Here is an 18,571-nt window from a genome sequence, read left to right as displayed (position 1 = left end):
CGGCGCCGGAGCGCCCGCGCCCACGGCCGCACCGGCCTCCGCGGCACCCCTACCGGATGTCCGCGCGCGGTCGGCCGGTTCCCGTGGACGTGGTGCGCGACACACGGGACAGCGGCGCGTTCACATCGGGTTAACACTGGGGCAATCGATGCGAAATCACGGATTGTGACGCTGCAACAGCACAACATCACGCCCCGCAAGGCACGCGCCGACAAGGACGAATCCCGTGAGCTACAAAGCCGAGTACATCTGGATCGACGGTACCGAGCCGACCGCGAAACTGCGCTCGAAGACCAAGATCATTGCTGACGGCGCGGAGCCCGGCGTGTGGGGCTTCGACGGCTCCAGCACCAACCAGGCCGAGGGCCACAGCTCGGACCGCGTGCTCAAGCCGGTCGCCAGCTACCCGGACCCGATCCGCGGCGGCGACAACCTGCTGGTCCTGTGCGAGGTCTTCAACATCGACGGCACCCCGCACGAGTCCAACACCCGCGCCCTGCTGCGCCCGGTCGCCGAGCGCTTCGAGGGCCAGGAGTCCCTGTTCGGCATCGAGCAGGAGTACACCTTCTTCCAGGGCTCGCGCCCGCTGGGCTTCCCCGAGGCCGGCTACCCGGCCCCGCAGGGCGGCTACTACTGCGGCGTCGGCGCCGACGAGATCTTCGGCCGCGAGATCGTCGAGAAGCACCTCGACAACTGCCTCGCCGCGGGTCTGGGCATCTCCGGCATCAACGCCGAGGTCATGCCCGGCCAGTGGGAGTTCCAGGTCGGCCCGCTCAGCCCGCTCGAGGTCGCCGACCAGCTGTGGGTCGCGCGCTGGCTGCTCTACCGCACCGCCGAGGAGTTCGGCGTCTCCGCCACCCTCGACCCCAAGCCGGCCAAGGGCGACTGGAACGGCGCGGGCGCGCACACCAACTTCTCCACCAAGGCCATGCGCGAGGGCTACGACGCGATCATCGAGGCCTGCGAGGCCCTCGGCCGCGACGGCAAGCCGGCCGAGCACATCAAGAACTACGGTGCCGGAGTCGAGGCCCGCCTCACCGGCGCCCACGAGACCGCCCCGTGGAGCGAGTACAGCTACGGCGTCTCCAACCGCGGCGCCTCCGTCCGCATCCCGTGGCAGGTCGAGGTCGACAAGAAGGGCTACATCGAGGACCGCCGGCCCAACGCCAACGTCGACCCCTACGTCGTGACCCGCCTCATCGTCGACACCTGCTGCACCGCCCTGGAGAAGGCCGACCTCGTCTGACCCTCCGCACCGTCCCCGAAGGCGCCCGTCCACATGTCGGGCGCCTTCGGCGTGTCCGGGGTGCGCCGCCCGATGCCGAAGGCGCGGGCGCCCGCCCGGCCGCCCGGTGACCATCCCCGGGGTCCACTCGTTGCACGGACCGTGAACGCCCAGCACGCGACCGCCACCCGCCCCCGGCACGGCGCACCCGTGATCGTGGACGTCGAGGAGGCGGAGGCCGCACTCGTCGAGAACTACCCGCACCTGGTCCGGCTCGCCTACCTGACGCTGCCGCCGTCGCTCGGCCGGCACCGCAGGGTGCTGACCGCCCACACCCTCACGCAGGGCGCGCTGCCGCGCTCGCCGTGCGAACCGGACCCCGCCGTGGTGGACGTGGCCGGGCCGCGCGGGACCATCGACCCGGCGTACGCCCTCATGCGTCATGAAGTGCTGGACACGGCGCTGGTGTTCGGACGCGAGCGGGGCTGGCGCGGGCGGCTGCGCAGGGCGCTGATGGCCGGCCTGGCGCCGCACGTCCTCGGCCTGCGGCTGCACACCAAGGCGACCGGGACGGACGAGGCGGAGCTCGACCGGGCGCTGGCCGGGCTGAACGCGGCCGGGCGGGCGGCGTATGCGCTGCTGGAACTCGAGCGGCCCCGGCACGCGGACGGCCGCGAGGTGCGCAGGCTGCTGCTGGCCGCCGGGGTGGCCGACCCGCGGGGCGCGTTGAAGGCCGCCAAGGCGGTGCCCGAGGGACTGCTGCTGGGCGGCAGCGGACTCGACCCGTGCACCGTGCGGGCCCGGCCGACGGATCTGCTGCGCAGACGGCAGCGCGTGCGGGTGGGCCTCGCCGCGGCCGGCGCGGTCGTCGTGGCCGCGGCCGCGGCCCTGGTCGCGGTGCTGGCCGGCGGGCTGGGCCCGGACGCGGCGGGCGGGTCCCCGGGCCCGTACGGGGCCGCGGGGCTGCTGGATCCGGCGAAGCTGGTACGGGTGGAGAACACCGCCTGGACCCGCGCCTCCCGGGTGGACTTCACGGCCTGGCCGACCCGCGGCAGCCGGGCCGGCGACCGGGCACTGCTGGTCCGGGCGATGGCGGTATGGGCCCGGCCCTCCTCCGCGGTCGCCGTGTCGGCCACCAAGGGCACCTCCGGGGGACTGCCCGCGCAGCAGCCGCAGTTGCTGTACGCGGGGGACGTGGACGAGGCCACCGTGGTGCTGATGTACGACGGTCTGCGGCTGGTGCGCTACGCCGAGCCGCGTGGAGGCGGCGGCACGGCCGCCCTGGACTTCGCCCGGGTGGACGGCGCGGGGGTGACCACGGCCGCCGTCGTCCTCGGGCGGACGAACGGCAACACCCGGTTCCTGACCGCCCCCTGGGTGGCCGGTGCGGCCTCGCGCGACCTGCGGGACCCGGGCCGCGCCCCGGCGAAGCTGGACCGCACGGCGGACGGGGTGACCGAGCCGGTGCGGATGCCGGGTGCGGACAGCCGTCCCGGGGTGTGCGGGGACACCTGGCCCGCACTGGAGTTCCGGGCCGCGGACGGGCTCGGGTTGGACCGGCCGTTCCTCCTGAGCGACCTCGGCGACCTGGTGCCGGCCCATCTGACGTACCAGCCGCCGAAGGGCGGCACACCGCTGGAGGCGACCGGCCCCGCGGCACTGGCGCACGTGGCGCGGACGGCCTGCACCCTCTCCTCCATGAGCGGCCTGGGCACGCGCTCGGTCAATGTCTGGCGGTACGCCACGCAACGCCTGCCGGAGGACAACGGGCAGGCCTCGTGGGTCTGCGCCCGCGCCGACACCTGGCGCGGCACGGACGGGCGGACGCTGGCGCTGTTCCTGCCCCCGGTGTCCGAACCGGGCGCCCAGGGCGCGCCGGTGGGCCAGAGCGACCGGGACGGCGGGGCGTGCGGCCGGGCGGTGCCGCGGGTACTCGCCGGAGTGCTGTGGAAGTCGGCGGCCGGCCACTGGTATCTGCTGGCGGCGGGCAGCCGGGATGTGGCGCGGATCAAGGCCACGGGCGGCGTGACGGGCTCCTCGAAGGGCCCGACGATGGCGGTACGGGCCGCACAGGACTCCCGGGCCGAACTGTCGGCGGTACTCGACTCGGGCGCCGAGCTCACGACGCTGCGCTGAGCCCTGAGGGGACGGGCCGGGTGGGCGCGGGTGAGGTGACGGGCCGACGACGGGCCGCCTGTCGGTGGGGTCGTAGCACGTGCTCAGCCGAGTGCCGGTCAGACCGCCCCGGTTGTTGGAGCCGTCGCCGTCGGCGAAACGATCCGGCAGTACGCAGTAGAACTGCCCCCGTGTGAGGTCGTGCCGCGCGGGCTGCGCGGCGAACGCCGCGTCGGAGGGCGGCGGGGGCCGGGGTGGGGACGGCGAGGGCCGCCACCGCGAGCGCCGACCCGCCCGAGCCCGTCCGAGGGGCACGGAACGCGCCGCGCCCCTCGGACGCCGGTCACCGGCCCGCGTCGAACCGCACGTCGATCACGTCGGGTATGCCGGGGAACCGCGCCTGGCCGCGCAGGACGCGGTCGTACCGCTTGTCGCCCAGCAGGTGCCGCGCGAAGAACGCCCCGGCGTATGCCTGGGTGATGCGGCGCTGCTGTGCCTCGGACAGCTCGTCCTGGTCCGGCTGCGGCAGGGGCGCGTCCTGGAACTGCGCTTGGCAGGTGCCGGGCCGGCTGCCGGGTACGGAGTCGTCCTCCGCCATGACCTGCCCGCCGGCCGGCGACCACTGCCTGTTGTAGAAGTTGTGGACCCCGCCGGTGACCGTGAACTTGTGGAGGGGCACGGTGTTGGCGCCCTCGTTCTGCTCGACGTATGTGCCGCCGTTGGTCACGTCGCACGTCCCCCACATCACCGCGAACGGCGTCTTGGTCACGGTGACGGGATCCCAGGTCTGTGCCGGGGCCAGGGCGAACGCCGCGCGGATGGAGACGCCCTGCGGCCAGGACGCCCGGTTGCTGTCGTCGATCTCCTGCATGACGGCGCCACCGCCCATGGAGTGCCCGATCAGGCCGACGTCGCCGAGATCCACATGGCCCCGGAAGTCCACCGCCGACACGCGCCCAGAAGCGGCGTCGGTGAAGCGGCCCTTGAGCGGGCCGCCGCCGGTCAGCGCCAACTGCCGCCACATCACCAGATGGCGTTCGATCAACGCGGCCCGCGCCTGGTAGACGGTGTCGGCCTGGCCCGCCGAGGTCGCGTTGATGCCGTTGGTGCCGATGGAGACCACGACGAAGCCGCGGCGCGCCAGATCCCGGCCGAGGTAGTCGTAACCGCGGTGACTGGGGATCCGGTCGGTGCCGGGCGCGCACGGCCACGCCCAGAGCGCGGCGACGGCCGCCTCTATGATCGCCTGCTGCTTCTCGGCGTCGGCGGTGTCGCCGGCCTCCTCGTCCCGCGCCAGGGCCTCCTGCGCGGCGGCCAGGTCCCGGGCCGCGTCCGCGTCGGCGCATGTGGCGTGGATGCCGTGCTCGATCACGATCAGCGGGTGGCGGCCGTGCGCGAGGTCGGCCGGCACATACACGGCCCCGTTCAGCTCGTTGTCCCCCACGTACCCCAGGGAACGGGGCGGCCGGAACGCCTCGTCGCCCAGGTCGTAGAGCACCTCGCTCACACCCGGCCGGCCGTGGTCCGGCCCCGGATGCCTGTCCTCGGCCCCGGCGGTCCCGGGAACGGCCAGGAGGGCGAGTACACCGGCCAGTGTCGTCAGCGTGGCCCGTGCGCTGCGGGTCTTCATAGGCTGTCTCTTTTCGTCGCGTCGGATGACGGAGGTCCGTCATCCGTTACGACGCCCCGGGCCCGGCGGGGTTGCGGGTCGGGCCGGATGTCGCAGGGGAAGGGCGCCGCACGGTCGCTCATGACGGCGCGACAGCGGCCGGCGCGGGCCGCCGCGAGCGGATACGCACCGGGCGGCGCGGGCTGGTGTCCTCAGTGGGGGCGCCGGCTGCCGCCGGGCGCCTTGCCCGTGGAGCCGCGGACGACCAGTTCCGTCTGGAAGACGAACTCCGAGCGCTGCACAGGGGTGCCGCCGATCTCCTCCAGGAGCGTGTTCACCGCCGCCGCGCCCATCGCCTCGACCGGCTGGCGGACCGTGGTCAGCGGCGGGTCGGTGAAGGCGATCAGCGGCGAGTCGTCGTAGCCGACGACCGAGACGTCCCCGGGGACAGTCAGGCCGCGCTCCCGCACCGCGCGCACCGCGCCCAGGGCCATCAGGTCGCTGCCGCAGACGATGCCGGTGCAGCCCTTGTCCAGCAGCGTCCCCGCGGCCGCGTGGCCGCCCTCCACCGAGAAGAGGGTGTGCCGGACGTACTCTCCGGCCTGCTCCTCGCCGAACCCGAGCAGTTCGCCCAGTGCCTCGACGAAGCCCTCGACCTTGCGCCGCACCGGCACGAAGCGGCCGGGCCCGACGGCCAGCCCGATCCGCTGGTGGCCGAGTTCGGCCAGGTGCTGGACGGCGATGCGCGCCGAGGCGCGCTCGTCCGGCGAGATGTATGGTCCGGCGATCGCCGGGTTGAAGCCGTTGACCAGCACATAGGGCACGCCCTGGCCCAGGAGGCGCGCGTAGCGCTCGGGATCGGCCGTGACGTCGGCGTGCAGCCCGGACAGGAAGACGATGCCGCGCACCCCGCGCTCCACGAGCGCCTCCACCAGTTCGTCCTCGGTGGAGCCGCCGGGATGCTGGGTGCACAGCACCGCCGTGTAGCCGTAGCCGGTCAGGTTCTGCTCGATGACCTGGGCGAAGGCGGGGAAGATCGGGTTGTTGAGTTCGGGGGTGATCAGTCCGATCTGGCCGGCGCTGCGCCGCCGCAGCCGCACCGGGCGCTCGTAGCCGAGCAGGTCCAGCGCGGCCAGCACCTTCTGCCGGGTGGCGGGGGCGACCCCCGCCTTCCCGTTCAGCACGCGGCTGGCGGTGGCCTCGCTGACCCCCGCCTGGGCCGCGATGTCGGCAAGTCGAGCTGTGGTGGTCACAGCTACCGACCCTATGCGACGGCGACGCACGTCAAACGGCCCACCAGACGGTCGTGTCGGCCGGGACGACGACCCCGGTCGCCGTGATCTCCACGGCGGAGCTGGCCAGCGAAAGCGCCCCCGGCACGGGCAGTGTCACTGGCTCGGAGGTGGTGTTGACGGTGCACACGAAGCCGGGCCGGAGGAAGGACAGCACGCCCTCCGGCGCGTCCTCCCACCGGACGGACTCGCCGGCGCCGAGCCCGGGCAGCTCGCGGCGCAGCCGCAGGGCGGCGCGGTACAGCTCCAGGGTGGAGGCCGGGTCGCCGGTCTGCTCGGCGACGCTGAGCCGCGCCCAGCTCTCGGGCTGCGGCAGCCAGCTGCCGCCGCTGCCGAAGCCGTGGCTGGGGCCCTCGGACGTCCACGGGATCGGGACGCGGCAGCCGTCGCGGAAGCCGTCCTGGCCCGCGGCGCGGAAGAACGCCGGGTCCTGGCGCAGCTCGTCGGGCAGGTCGGTGACCTCGGGCAGGCCCAGTTCCTCGCCCTGGTAGACGTAGGCGGAGCCGGGCAGGGCCAGCATCAGCAGCGAGGCGGCGCGGGCGCGGCGCACGTCGTACGTCTTGCCGTCGGAGGACAGCCGGGTGGCGTGGCGGACCACGTCGTGGTTGGAAAGGACCCAGGTGGTGGGAGCGGCGACCGGGCGCATGGCGTCGAGCGAGCGGTCGATGACCGCGCGCAGCTCGGCGGCGTCCCACCGGGTGGCGAGGTACTGGAAGTTGAAGGCCTGGTGCAGTTCGTCGGAGCGCACGTAGTTCGCGGTGCGCTCGACGGTGGGGGTCCAGGCCTCGGCGACGGCGATGCGGGCGCCCGGGAGCGCTCCCGGCCGCAGGTTCGGGGAGTGGCTCGGGGAGTACTCGTCGAGGATCCGCCGCCATGAGCGGTAGATCTCGTGGACGCCGTCCTGGTCGAAGAAGGGCAGGACATCGTTGCCAAGGAGCTTGAGCTGCTCGTGGGCGCCGATGTCGGGCAGGCCGTCGGCCTTGACGAGGCCGTGCGCCACGTCGATGCGGAAGCCGTCGACGCCCATGTCGAGCCAGAAGCGCAGGATCGAGCGGAACTCGTCCTGGACGGCCGGGTGCTCCCAGTTGAGGTCGGGCTGCTCGGGCGCGAACAGGTGCAGGTACCACTCGCCGTCGGCGGCGCGGGTCCAGGCCGGTCCGCCGAAGACCGACTCCCAGTCGTTGGGGGGGAGTTCGCCGCCCGCGCCCTTGCCGGGGCGGAAGTGGTAGCGCTGCCGCAGCGGGGAGCCGGGGCCCTCGCTCACTGCCTGCTTGAACCACTCGTGCTGGTCGGAGGTGTGGTTGGGGACCAGGTCGACGATGATCCGCAGCCCCAGCCGGTGGGCGTCGCGGATCAGCCCGTCGGCGTCGTGCAGGGTGCCGAACATCGGGTCGACGGCCCGGTAGTCGGCGACGTCGTAGCCGGCGTCGGCCTGCGGGGAGGCGTAGAAGGGGCTCAGCCAGACGGCGTCGACGCCGAGGTCGCGCAGGTACGGGAGGCGCTCGCGGATGCCGGGGAGGTCGCCCATGCCGTCGCCGTTCCCGTCGGCGAAACTGCGGGGGTAGACCTGGTAGATGACCGCGTCTCTCCACCAGTCCGCGGTGGCCGCGGGCTGGTCGGAGGTGTGGGGGTGACGGGTGGTGTCCGCCAGGTACTGGGTCATGGTGATCCCTTGGAGGATGGAGGGCTCGGTGCGGCGACGGGGCGGGGCCGGGGTGCCCGGCCTCCTGGGCCGGGCCCGGGCGCCCCGGGTGGTGCGGTTCAGGACTTGGCCGCGCCGGCGGTGAGGCCGGTGACCAGGTGCCGCTGGACGACGTAGAAGAAGCCCGACGCGGGCAGCGCGATGAGCACGGAGGTGGCGGCCATCAGGTCCCACTGGTTGTCGTGCTCGCTGACGAAGGTGGTGAGGCCGACGGCGAGGGTGTACTTGTCCTCGCCGAGCATGAAGACCGAGGCGTAGGCGACCTCTCCCCACGCGGTGAGGAAGGTGTAGAAGGCCGCCACCGCGAGTCCCGGCCGGGCCAGCGGCAGCACCAGCCGGTAGAAGGTGCCGAACGGGCTGAGTCCGTCGACCCGTCCGGCCTCGTCGATCTCCTGGGGGATGGTGTCGAAGTAGCCCTTGAGCAGCCACGCGCAGTACGGCACCGCGGTGGTGCAGTAGACCAGGATGAGCCCCCAGTAGGTGTCGAGCAGGCCCAGATCGGCCAGGATGTTGTACAGCGGCACCATGAGAATGGCGACCGGGAACATCTGGGTCACCAGGAAGGTCCACATCAGCTGGCGGTGGCCCGGGAAGCGCATCCGGGAGACCGCGTAGCCGGCGCTGGCGGCGACGAACACGCCCAGCAGGCAGGTGCCGAGGGCGACGATCGCGGAGTTCAGGAACCACCGGAGGAAGTTCGTGTCGGCGAGGACCTTCGTGTAGTTCTCGAAGCTGAACTTCCCGGCGATGTCGGCGGGGTGGAGGAAGTCGGTCTTGTCCGGGCCGAAGGAGACCCAGGCGATCCACAGCACGGGGAACGCGGCGATGAGGCTCGCGGTGATCAGTACGCCGTGGATCAGCACCGAGGCGGCCCGGCCGCGCTCGCCGCGGCCGGTGCGCCGGCGCGTCGCTGCGCGGACGGGGGCGGGGGCCGCGTCCTTCGCGGCTCCCGCGGCGGGGAGGTCTGCGGTGGTGCTCATGGGGGTGGCTGCCCTCTCTTGCGTCATGGCGGTTGTCCTGGCCGGTGCGGCCGTCAGGCGGCCGCGTTCTCGGTGCGGGCGAGCCAGCGCCGGTACGCGGAGGCGAAGACGATGAGCATGGACAGGATGATCACGCCGTAGGCGGCGGAGCCTGCGTAGTCGCGCGGGTCCTGCCCGAAGCCGAGGCGGTAGGCCCAGGTCACCAGGATCTGGGCGTCCTGTCCCGCGTTCACGCCGAACAGCAGGAAGATGACGACGAACTGGTTGAAGGTCCAGATGACGCCGAGCAGGATCACCGTGCTGCTCACCGATCGAAGGCCGGGAAGCGTCACGTGGCGGAACCGCTGCCAGGGGGTGGCGCCGTCCATCTCGGCCGCTTCGTACAGCTCCGAGGGGATCGACTGCAGGCCGCCGAGGAGCGAGACCATCATGAAGGGCACACCGACCCAGGTGTTGACCATGATCGCTGCGGTCTTCTGCCAGAAGGGGTCGCTCAGCCAAGCGGGCGTCGGCAGGTGCATCGCGTGCAGGGCCGTGTTCAGGATGCCGCCGTCGTCGGCGAGGATCAGCCGCCAGGAGAAGACCGTGACGAAGGTCGGGACGGCCCACGGCAGGATCAGGACCAGCCGGTAGAAGGTGCGGGCCCGGAGCTTGCGGTTCAGCAGCATCGCGAGGCCGAGGCCGAGGCCGTAGTGCAGGGTGACGCAGACGACCGTCCAGACGATGGTCCAGGTGAAGTGCGGCCAGAACTGGTGGTCCGCGCCCGACAGGATCTCCGTGTAGTTCTTGAGGCCGACCCAGGAGAAGGAGTCCGGGATCTTGTTGACGCCGATCGTCCGGCCGACGTTCTGGCTGTCGGCGTCGGTCAGCGACAGGTAGACGCCGCGGACCAGGGGGTAGAGCACCAGCAGGCCGATGACGGCGACGACCGGCGCCACCATGGCCCAGGCATACCAGTTGCGGTTGTAGGACTGCCGGATGCGGCTGAGCGGACCGGGGCGCGGCGCCTCGCCGCGCTTGGTCTCCCGGGTTCCGCCCTCGGCGGCGACGGTCATCTTCGGCACCTTCTCGAAAGTTCGCTCAGGGGGTACGGCCCGGCCGCACGGCGGAGGGTGTGCGTGCGGACGCGGGCGGTGGCCGTCCGGTCCGCCGCCCGTGGCGGGCGCGGCGGACCGGACGGTTCATGGCTGCCTCGGAGGCCACACGGAAAGGCGGGCCGGCGTCGCGGGTCGACGGCTCTCGCCCGGCGGCGGTGTGGTCGGTCGCCGCAGCTCCGCTGCGTCTTCCTTCCCCGCCGTACCGGACTCGGCCCTCGACCCGCTCCTTTCTCCACCCCGCCTGGGCCCGCGGCCTGTTACTGGAAGTCCTTGACGAGCTTCTTGTAGGACTCGGCGGTCTGGTCCAGGCCCTTCTGGGTGGCGACCTTGCCCTGCAGGATGCTGGTCAGGTTGGTGCCGAAGTCGGCGAAGAGCGAGCTGTACTCGGGGAGTTCCGGGCGCGGGCGGGCCACGTCGGCCAGGATGTCCTGGAACTCGGCGACACCGGGCGCGGCCTTGACCTCGGCGGTGTAGGCGGAGGTGCGGGTCGGCAGGGTGCCGTTCTTCAGGGCGATCTCGGCCTGGGTCGCACCGGAGGTCATCCAGCCGACGAACTTCTGCGCGGCTTCCTGGTGCGCCTTGTCGGAACCGGCGTAGACGGCGAGGTTGTGACCGCCGGTCGGGGCGCCCGCTCTGCCGGTGGAGCCGGCCGGGACGGCGGAGATGCCGAGGTTGGCCTTGTCGGTGAAGGCCGAGCCCTTGTAGATGTTGGTCAGCTCCCAGGGGCCCTGGATGATCATGGCGACCTTGCCGCTGACGAACGCGTCCTGCATGTGAGCGTACGCGTCAGCGGTCACGTCGAGCTCGTGGACTCCCGGGGAGGCGAGCACGGACTTGCTGACGTCGACGGCCTTGACGGCCTCGGGCGAGTTGATCGTGATCTTCTTCGCCGCGGCGTCGACCATGTCGGTGCCCTCGCCGAAGAGGAAGGGCAGCTCGTAGTAGGAGTCGGCGCGCAGCCAGAAGCCGTCGGCCTCGGCCTTGGTCTTGACGGCCTTGGCGACCGTCTTGAGCTCGTCCCAGGTGGCCGGCGCCTTGTCGAAGCCGGCCTTCTTGAGCAGCTCCTTGTTCCACATCAACGCGAGGGTGTCGGTGACGATCGGGGCGCCGTAGGTCTTCCCCTCGTACTGCGCCTGCTTGAGCAGGGACGGGTTGATGTCGTCCTGGTCGGCCAGCGCCGGGGTGCCGTCCAGCGGCGCGAGGAACTGGGACTTCGCCCAGGAGGCCGTCCACCCGACCTCGGCACGGATCACGTCGGGGGCGCCCTTGCTGCCGGCGGCCGTCTGGAACTTGTTCTGCGCCTGGTCGAACGGCACGCTGACGTACTTGACCTTGATCTTCGGGTTCGCCTTCTCGAAGTCCGCGATCAGGGCCTCGTAGGTCGGCGCCTCGTTCGTCGCGTTCGAGGTGTCCCACCAGGTGATGGTGACGGGACCGCCGTCGGCCTTGTCACTGCCGCCCCCGCAAGCCGTCGTCGCAAGCCCGAGCGCCGCAACCAGCGCGGTGGCCGCTATGCCACGCCGCATGTGATCTCCTCCAGGATGAAAGCCCGTGATGGTGCTGGGCGCGTCGCCGCGGCCCCCCACTGCCGACTGCGCCGTTGCGGCCGCCGGGCTGTCGAGGAACGTAACAGGGATGCAAGCCTGACGAAAGACCTTGCTGCAAAACTTGAAAGATCTTCCGATCGTTACACCTGCGTGTCCACGGGGTTTCCGGGAGGAGACGCGCCGAGGGAATGGCAGCCGACCTGGAAGTGGTTGCGCGATCTTCCGCAAAAAGTTGGAAGGCGTTGCCGATCACGCGTGGGATCGGGATCATCGGCTGAGACCGGCGCCGACCCACGAGGGAACGACATGACCCAAGAGCTCGCCCCCGTCCGCCACGACGCGGCCGACGAGACCCCGGCCGCCCCCGACGCGGGCCGCGCCCCCGGCTGGTGGCGCAGCGCCGTCATCTACCAGGTGTACGTGCGCTCCTTCGCCGACGGCGACGGCGACGGCGTGGGCGACCTGCCCGGCATCCGGGCCCGCCTGCCCTACCTGGCGGAACTCGGCGCCGACGCCGTGTGGCTGACCCCCTTCTACGCCTCGCCCCAGGCGGACGGCGGCTACGACGTCGCCGACTACCGCAGCGTCGACCCCCTCTTCGGCACCCTCGCGGACGCCGACGCGCTCATCCGCACCGCCCACGGGCTGGGCCTGCGGGTGATCGTCGACATCGTCCCCAACCACACCTCCGAACGGCACGCGTGGTTCCGGGCGGCGTTGGCCGACCGCCCCGGGGGGCCGGCCCGCGAGCGCTACCACTTCCGCCCCGGCAGGGGCGCCCACGGCCACCTGCCGCCCAACGACTGGGAGTCGGTCTTCGGCGGCCCCGCCTGGACAAGGGTCGCCGACGGCGACTGGTACCTCCACCTCTTCGCGCCCGAGCAGCCCGACCTCAACTGGGACCACCCCGAGGTCCGCGCGGAGTTCGACTCCGTCCTGCGCTTCTGGCTGGACCTGGGCGTCGACGGCTTCCGCGTCGACGTCGCCCACGGCATGGTCAAGGCGGCCGGCCTGCCCGACATCGGCCACACGGAGCAGGTCAAGATGATCGGCGCCCAGGTGCTCCCCTTCTTCGACCAGGACGGGGTCCACGAGATCCACCGCTCCTGGCGCCGGCTGCTCGACTCCTACTCCCCCGGACCCCGTTCGCAGGCGCTGCCGGGTGAGCGCATCGGCGTCGCGGAGGCCTGGGCGCCGAACGCGCGGCGCATGGCGCTCTACGTCCGTCCCGACGAGCTGCACCAGGCCTTCAACTTCCACTTCCTGCAGTGCCCCTGGGAGGCCGGGGCGATGCGCGCGGTGATCGAGGAGTCCCTCGCCGCCACCGTCTCCGTGGGCGCCCCCACCACCTGGGTGCTCTCCAACCACGACGTCGTCCGGCATGTCACCCGCTACGGCGGCGGGGTCGCCGGGCTGCGCCGGGCCCGGGCCGCGGCGCTGCTGATGCTCGCGCTGCCCGGTTCCGTATACGTCTACCAGGGCGAGGAGCTGGGCCTGCCCGAGGTCACCGACCTGCCGGACGAGGTCCGCCAGGACCCCTCCTTCTTCCGGGACACCGGCCAGGACGGGATGCGCGACGGCTGCCGGGTGCCCATCCCGTGGACCGTCGACGGCGCCAGCCACGGCTTCGGCCCGGCCGGCAGCTGGCTGCCGCAGCCCGCGCGCTGGGGCGAGCTGAGCGTCCAGGCGCAGAGCGGCGACCCGAACTCCACGCTGGAGCTGTACCGCTCGGCCCTGCGGCTGCGCCGCGAACTGCCCGGGCTCGGCGACGGCCCGATGCGCTGGCTGGACGCCCCCGAGGGGGTGCTGGCGTTCTCCCGGCCCGGCATGGTGTGCACGGTCAACGTCACCTCGGAGCCGGTGCACGTCCCCGTCCCGGGGCGGCCGGTGCTCTCCTCCGAGCCGGTCTCCCCCACCGGCGGTTCCGTCCGTCTTCCGGCCGATTCATGTATCTGGTGGGCGATCTGAGGTACGACCGGTACAGTCGCATCCCGTGACCGCAAGGCTTGCCGACATCGCAGCCCAGGCGGGGGTGAGCGAAGCGACGGTCAGCCGGGTCCTCAACGGCAGGCCAGGCGTCTCCGCGGCCACCCGCCAGTCCGTGCTGGCCGCCCTCGACCTGCTGGGGTACGAGCGGCCCGTACGGCTGCGGCAGCGCAGCGCGGGCCTCGTCGGGCTCATCACGCCGGAGCTGGAGAATCCGATCTTCCCGGCCTTCGCCCAGGTCATCGGGCAGGCCCTGACCCGGCAGGGGTACACCCCGGTGCTGGCCACCCAGACCCCGGGCGGCTCGACCGAGGACGAACTCGTCGAGATGCTCGTCGAGCGCGGCGTCGCGGGGATCATCTTCGTCTCCGGGCTGCACGCCGACTCCACCGCCGACATGGCGCGCTACGACCGGCTGCACGGCCAGGGCGTGCCGTTCGTGCTGATCAACGGCTTCTCCGCCCGGATCAAGGCGGCGTTCGTGTCGCCCGACGACCGCGGGGCCATGCGGCTCGCCGTCACCCACCTGGCCGCGCTCGGCCACGAGCGGATCGGCCTCGCGGTCGGCCCCGAGCGGTTCGTCCCCGTGCGGCGCAAGATCGAGGGCTTCGTGCGCAGCATGGAGGAGGTCCTCGGCATATCCGCCGACGAGGCGGGCGAGCGTATCCGGCATTCGCTGTTCACTCTCGAGGGTGGTCAGGCCGCCGCCTCCGGCCTGCTCGAGGCGGGCTGCACGGCCGTGGTGTGCGCCTCCGACATGATGGCCCTGGGCGCCGTCCGCGCGGCTCGGCAGCGGGGGCTGTCCGTCCCCGGCGACGTCTCCGTCGTCGGCTTCGACGACTCCCCGCTCATCGCCTTCACCGATCCGCCGCTCACCACCATCCGGCAGCCGGTCACGGCCATGGGCCAGGCCGCCGTGCGCGCGCTGCTGGAGGAGGTCGGCGGCACCCCGGCCCCGCACAGCGAGTTCGTCTTCCTGCCAGAACTGGTCGTCCGCGGTTCGACGGCATCGGGTCCCGAAGCCGGGGCAGCCGTGTTCGTACAGCAGTCGGCCGGGAGGCGTGCACGGGATGTACAGGATCCCATCGGGGGTTGATCGGACGGTGCCGGACCGCATGGCAGACTATCGCCCCATGGGGGAATCGACCGCGAAGACCATGGACCACCGCAGTGGCGGCGTGCCGACGCGCTCCATCGATTCCCGTGACATCGATGGAGCGCCGGCCGGCCGGCTGCTGGCGCCACGCCGGCCCCGGCTGTGGTTCGAGATCCTGCTGATCGCCGTCAGCTACTGGATCTACTCGCTCGTGCGCAACGCCGTGCCCGAGCAGCAGGACGACGCCATGCGGAACGCGAGCCACGTCTGGGGACTCGAGCACTCCCTCGGCCTCGCCTTCGAGCACGCGGTCAACCACGCCGTGAACTCCGTCACGTGGCTCATCGTCGGCATGAACTACTACTACGCGACGCTGCACTTCATCGTCACCCTGGCGGTGCTGGTGTGGCTCTTCCGCAAGCATCCCGGGCGGTACGCGCCGACCCGGCTGGTCCTCTTCGTGACCACCGGAATCGCGCTGCTCGGCTTCTACTTCTTCCCCCTGGCGCCGCCCCGGCTGATGGAGGGCGGGGGCTTCGTCGACACCGTCCGGATCCACCACACCTGGGGGTCGATGGCCTCGGGCGACCTGGCGCACGTCTCCAACCAGTACGCGGCCATGCCGTCGATGCACATCGGCTGGTCGCTGTGGTGCGGCATCACCATCGCCATGCTGGCGCAGCGGGCCTGGGTGCGGGTGCTGGGCGTGCTCTACCCCGTCGCCACGCTGGTCGTCATCGTCTCGACCGCCAACCACTTCTGGCTGGACGCCGTCGGCGGCAGCCTCTGCCTCGGCGTCGGCTTCGCCGCCTCCTGGGCCGTCTACGGCGGCCTCGCCTACCGGTTGCCGCGCCAGGTACGCGTCGCGGCGGTGTAGCCGGGCGGCGCGGACGAGCACGCTTCGGTGCGCGGACCGGGGCAGGCCCGGGGCAGAACCGGTACGTGCAACGCGCCCCCTACATGCCGTAGAAGAGGCGCTCGACCACCGCGCGGGCCCGCCGCGTGGTGCGGCGGTAGTCCTCGACCATGTCGCCCACGTGCCCCGGCTCGTAGCCGAGGTAGCGCCCGACCGCGGCGAGCTCCCTGCCGTCGCCGGGGAAGGTGTCGCCGGGGCGGCCCCGGACGAGCATGACGGCGTTGCGCAACCGGCTCGCCAGGATCCAGGCGGCGTCCAGGACCTCGGCGTCCTCGGCGGGGACCAGTCCCGCCGCCACGGCGGCGGCCAGCGCCGGGCGGGTACGGGTGGTCCGCAGCCCGGGGACCCGCGCGCCGTGCCGCAACTGCAGCAGCTGCACCGTCCACTCGACGTCGCTGAGCCCGCCCCGTCCCAGTTTGGCGTGGGTTGTCGGGTCCGCGCCGCGCGGCAGCCGCTCGGACTCCATCCGGGCCTTGAGCCGGCGGATCTCGCGCGCCGCCTCCTCCGGCAGCCCGTCGGCCGGGTAGCGCAGCGGGTCGGCGAGGGCGATGAAGCGGGCGCCCAGGTCCTCGTCGCCCGCGACCGGTTCGGCGCGCAGGAGCGCGTGCCGCTCCCAGACCAGCGACCAGCGCCGGTAGTAGGCGGCGTACGAACCGAGCGTGCGCACCAGCGGTCCGCTCTTGCCTTCCGGGCGCAGGTCGGCGTCGATCAGCAGCGGCGGGTCGGTGGTGGGGATCTGCAGCAGCCGGCGCAGTTCGTTGGCGACCTTGAGCGCGGACCGGGCGGCCCGGTGCTCGTCGACACCCTCATAGGGGTCATGGACGAACAGGACGTCCGCGTCGGACCCGTAGCCCAGTTCGCGGCCCCCGAAGCGGCCCATGCCGATGACGGAGAACCGGGTGGGCAGGGGCTCGTCCTCGGCCGCCTCGACGGCGCCCACCGCGGCCTGCAGGGCCCCGGTGACGGCGGCGGCGTTGAGGTCGGTGAGGGCGGCGCCCACCGCGTCCGGGTCGTCGCGGTGGACACCCACCAGGTCCGCGGCCGCGGTGCGGAACAGCTCGCGGCGGCGCACCCCGCGGACCGCGGCGACGGCCTGCTCGGCGGAGTCCGCGCGGTGCACCGCGGCCAGCACCTCCTGGTCCAGGGCGGCGCGGCCGCGCGGCTGGAGCCCCTCGTCGTCGGCGAGCAGGGCGACCGCCTCGGGGGCCCGCATGAGCAGGTCGGGGGCGAGCCGACCGGAGGACAGCACCCGCGCGAGGTTCATCGCGGCGGCGCCCTCGTCGCGCAGCAGCCGCAGGTACCAGGGGGTGCGGCCCAGGGCGTCGCTGACCTTGCGGAAGTTCAGCAGGCCCGCGTCGGGGTCCGCAGAGTCGGCGAACCAGCCGAGCAGCACCGGCAGCAGGGTCCGCTGGATCGCGGCCTTGCGGCTGACCCCGGAGGCCAGCGCCTCCAGGTGGCGCAGGGCCGCGGCGGGGTCGGCGTAGCCGAGCGCCTCCAGGCGCTGCTTGGCCGCGGCCGTGGACAGGCCCGCCTCCCCGGGAGCGAGCTGGGCGACCGCGTCGAGCAGTGGACGGTAGAACAGCTTCTCGTGGAGGCGGCGCACCTCCCTGGCGTGCCGCCGCCACTCCCGTGTCAGCTCCGTCACCGGGTCCGCGCGGAAGCCCATCGAGCGGCCGAGCCGCCGCAGGTCGGCCGCGTCCTCGGGCATCAGGTGGGTGCGGCGCAGCTTCTGGAGCTGGATGCGGTGCTCCATCGTCCGCAGGAAGCGGTACGCGGCGTCGAGTGCCGCCGCGTCCGCGCGGCCCACGTATCCGCCGGCGGCGAGCTGGGACAACGCGGTCAGGGTGGTGCCGCTGCGCAGCGAAGCGTCGGTGCGGCCGTGCACGAGCTGGAGCAGCTGCACCGCGAACTCCACGTCCCGCAGGCCGCCCGGGCCGAGCTTGAGCTCTCGGTCGAGGTGCGCGGCGGGGATGTTCTCCACGACCCGGCGCCGCATCTCCTGCACGTCCTGGACGAAGTGGTCGCGCTCGGCGGCCTGCCACACCATGGGCGACAGCGCCTCGACGTACTCCTGCCCGAGCGCCGGGTCGCCGGCCACCGGGCGGGCCTTGAGCAGCGCCTGGAACTCCCAGGTCTTGGCCCAGCGCTTGTAGTAGGCCACATGGCTGGAGAGGGTGCGCACCAGCGGGCCGCGCCGCCCCTCGGGGCGGAGGTTGGCGTCGACCTGCCAGATGCTGCCCTCGACGGTGGTGTCGGAGCAGATCCGCATCAGGTGCGCGGCCAGCCGGGTGGCGGCCTGCAGCGCCTTGGCCTCCTCGGCGTCGGGGCATGCCTCGGCCACGAAGATGACGTCGACGTCGGAGATGTAGTTCAGCTCGTGGCCGCCGCACTTGCCCATGCCGATCACCGCGAGCCGGCACTGCGCGGCGTCGTCCGGCGCCTCGGCCTCGGCCATGGCCAGCGCCGCGCGCAGCGTCGCGGTGGCGAGGTCGGCGAGCTCGGCGGCGGTCTCCACCAGGTCGCTGGTGCCGCACACGTCGCGGGCGGCGATGCCCAGCAGGCAGCGCCGGTAGGCCACGCGCAGCGACTCCGGGTCGCCGGCTTCGGCCAGTTGCCGCTCGAACTCCGCGGTGCCGGGGTGCAGGTCGGCGTGCTCGTAGGTGACCAGGGAGTGCCAGTGGTCCGGGTGCCGGGCCAGGTGGTCGGCCAGGGCGGAGGAGGCGCCGAGCACCCCCAGCAGCCGGTCGCGCAGCGGTTTGGCCGTGGTGAGCGTGTCGAGGAGAGTGCGCCGTTCCCCGGGGGCGAGTGCCTCGAGGAGCCGCACGAGGGAGGCGAGCGCCTGGTCGGGGTCGGCGGTGGCGCCGAGGGCGTCGAGCAGGACCGGATCGCTGCGGACGGGGGCGAGGATGTCGCCGCCCAGCAGCGCCTCGGCGGCCACGGCGTCGCAGAAGCCGTGCCTGAGCAGCCGCCCGAACCTGGTGTCCCGTCGCCCTTCCAGCACTCCGC

General features: G+C 72.8%; 12 protein-coding genes. 5 read left to right on the top strand and 7 right to left on the bottom strand.

All coding sequences use genetic code 11. The features are described from left to right. Positions 1–226: 226 nt before the first annotated feature. Both glnII and ACRWND_RS05100 read left to right on the top strand, forming a co-directional pair. Positions 227–1,246 (top strand): glutamine synthetase, encoded by a 1,020-nt coding sequence (gene glnII, locus ACRWND_RS05105; protein WP_431946340.1) that lies wholly within the window; start codon positions 227–229, stop codon positions 1,244–1,246. Positions 1,247–1,387: 141 nt separating this feature from the next. After that, entirely contained in the window at positions 1,388–3,361 is a 1,974-nt protein-coding gene (locus tag ACRWND_RS05100; RefSeq protein ID WP_431946338.1) for a hypothetical protein, read from the top strand. 322 nt (positions 3,362–3,683) lie between these two features. On the opposite strand, the gene ACRWND_RS05095 is transcribed toward ACRWND_RS05100, so the two are convergent. The 6 genes from ACRWND_RS05095 to ACRWND_RS05070 form a co-directional block, all read right to left on the bottom strand. Next, on the bottom strand, positions 3,684–4,970 hold the full coding sequence (locus tag ACRWND_RS05095) for an alpha/beta hydrolase (protein WP_431946336.1): 1,287 nt from the start codon (positions 4,968–4,970) through the stop codon (positions 3,684–3,686). Positions 4,971–5,161: 191 nt separating this feature from the next. After that, positions 5,162–6,202, bottom strand: coding sequence for a LacI family DNA-binding transcriptional regulator (locus ACRWND_RS05090; protein ID WP_431946334.1), 1,041 nt, complete (start codon positions 6,200–6,202; stop codon positions 5,162–5,164). A 31-nt stretch (positions 6,203–6,233) separates the two neighbouring features. Continuing rightward, positions 6,234–7,904, bottom strand: a complete 1,671-nt coding sequence (locus ACRWND_RS05085; RefSeq protein ID WP_431946332.1) for a glycoside hydrolase family 13 protein — start codon at positions 7,902–7,904, stop codon at positions 6,234–6,236. 98 nt (positions 7,905–8,002) lie between these two features. Further along, entirely contained in the window at positions 8,003–8,923 is a 921-nt protein-coding gene (locus ACRWND_RS05080; protein ID WP_431946330.1) for a sugar ABC transporter permease, read from the bottom strand. Positions 8,924–8,976: 53 nt separating this feature from the next. Then, a complete protein-coding gene (locus ACRWND_RS05075; protein ID WP_431946328.1) occupies positions 8,977–9,978 on the bottom strand; it encodes a carbohydrate ABC transporter permease in 1,002 nt (333 codons plus the stop codon). 299 nt (positions 9,979–10,277) lie between these two features. Further along, on the bottom strand, positions 10,278–11,546 hold the full coding sequence (locus ACRWND_RS05070) for an extracellular solute-binding protein (RefSeq protein ID WP_431946326.1): 1,269 nt from the start codon (positions 11,544–11,546) through the stop codon (positions 10,278–10,280). Positions 11,547–11,873: 327 nt separating this feature from the next. On the opposite strand from ACRWND_RS05070, the gene ACRWND_RS05065 reads away from it, so the two are divergent. From ACRWND_RS05065 to ACRWND_RS05055, 3 genes are read left to right on the top strand one after another with little or no spacing between them, the layout of a single operon-like run. Then, on the top strand, positions 11,874–13,535 hold the full coding sequence (locus ACRWND_RS05065) for a glycoside hydrolase family 13 protein (protein WP_431946324.1): 1,662 nt from the start codon (positions 11,874–11,876) through the stop codon (positions 13,533–13,535). 25 nt (positions 13,536–13,560) lie between these two features. Then, positions 13,561–14,649 carry a LacI family DNA-binding transcriptional regulator gene (locus ACRWND_RS05060; protein WP_431946322.1) on the top strand — a complete coding sequence of 363 codons (1,089 nt, stop codon included), beginning with the start codon at positions 13,561–13,563 and terminating at the stop codon, positions 14,647–14,649. Positions 14,650–14,686: 37 nt separating this feature from the next. Continuing rightward, positions 14,687–15,526 (top strand): phosphatase PAP2 family protein, encoded by an 840-nt coding sequence (locus tag ACRWND_RS05055; protein ID WP_431946320.1) that lies wholly within the window; start codon positions 14,687–14,689, stop codon positions 15,524–15,526. Positions 15,527–15,605: 79 nt separating this feature from the next. On the opposite strand, the gene ACRWND_RS05050 is transcribed toward ACRWND_RS05055, so the two are convergent. Then, positions 15,606–18,566 carry a bifunctional [glutamine synthetase] adenylyltransferase/[glutamine synthetase]-adenylyl-L-tyrosine phosphorylase gene (locus ACRWND_RS05050; protein WP_431946318.1) on the bottom strand — a complete coding sequence of 987 codons (2,961 nt, stop codon included), beginning with the start codon at positions 18,564–18,566 and terminating at the stop codon, positions 15,606–15,608. Positions 18,567–18,571: the final 5 nt, after the last annotated feature.

This window comes from Actinacidiphila sp. bgisy167 (genome assembly GCF_965342175.1).
Taxonomy (GTDB): domain Bacteria; phylum Actinomycetota; class Actinomycetes; order Streptomycetales; family Streptomycetaceae; genus Actinacidiphila.
This window is presented reverse-complemented; position numbering and strand designations above follow the sequence as displayed.

Coding starts and splice junctions, on each gene's coding strand:
- ACRWND_RS05095 (WP_431946336.1), bottom strand. CDS start 4,970: ATGAAGACCCGCAGCGCACGGGCCACGCTGACGACACTGGCCGGTGTA.
- ACRWND_RS05055 (WP_431946320.1), top strand. CDS start 14,687: ATGGGGGAATCGACCGCGAAGACCATGGACCACCGCAGTGGCGGCGTG.
- ACRWND_RS05080 (WP_431946330.1), bottom strand. CDS start 8,923: ATGAGCACCACCGCAGACCTCCCCGCCGCGGGAGCCGCGAAGGACGCG.
- ACRWND_RS05085 (WP_431946332.1), bottom strand. CDS start 7,904: ATGACCCAGTACCTGGCGGACACCACCCGTCACCCCCACACCTCCGAC.
- ACRWND_RS05075 (WP_431946328.1), bottom strand. CDS start 9,978: ATGACCGTCGCCGCCGAGGGCGGAACCCGGGAGACCAAGCGCGGCGAG.
- ACRWND_RS05070 (WP_431946326.1), bottom strand. CDS start 11,546: ATGCGGCGTGGCATAGCGGCCACCGCGCTGGTTGCGGCGCTCGGGCTT.
- ACRWND_RS05065 (WP_431946324.1), top strand. CDS start 11,874: ATGACCCAAGAGCTCGCCCCCGTCCGCCACGACGCGGCCGACGAGACC.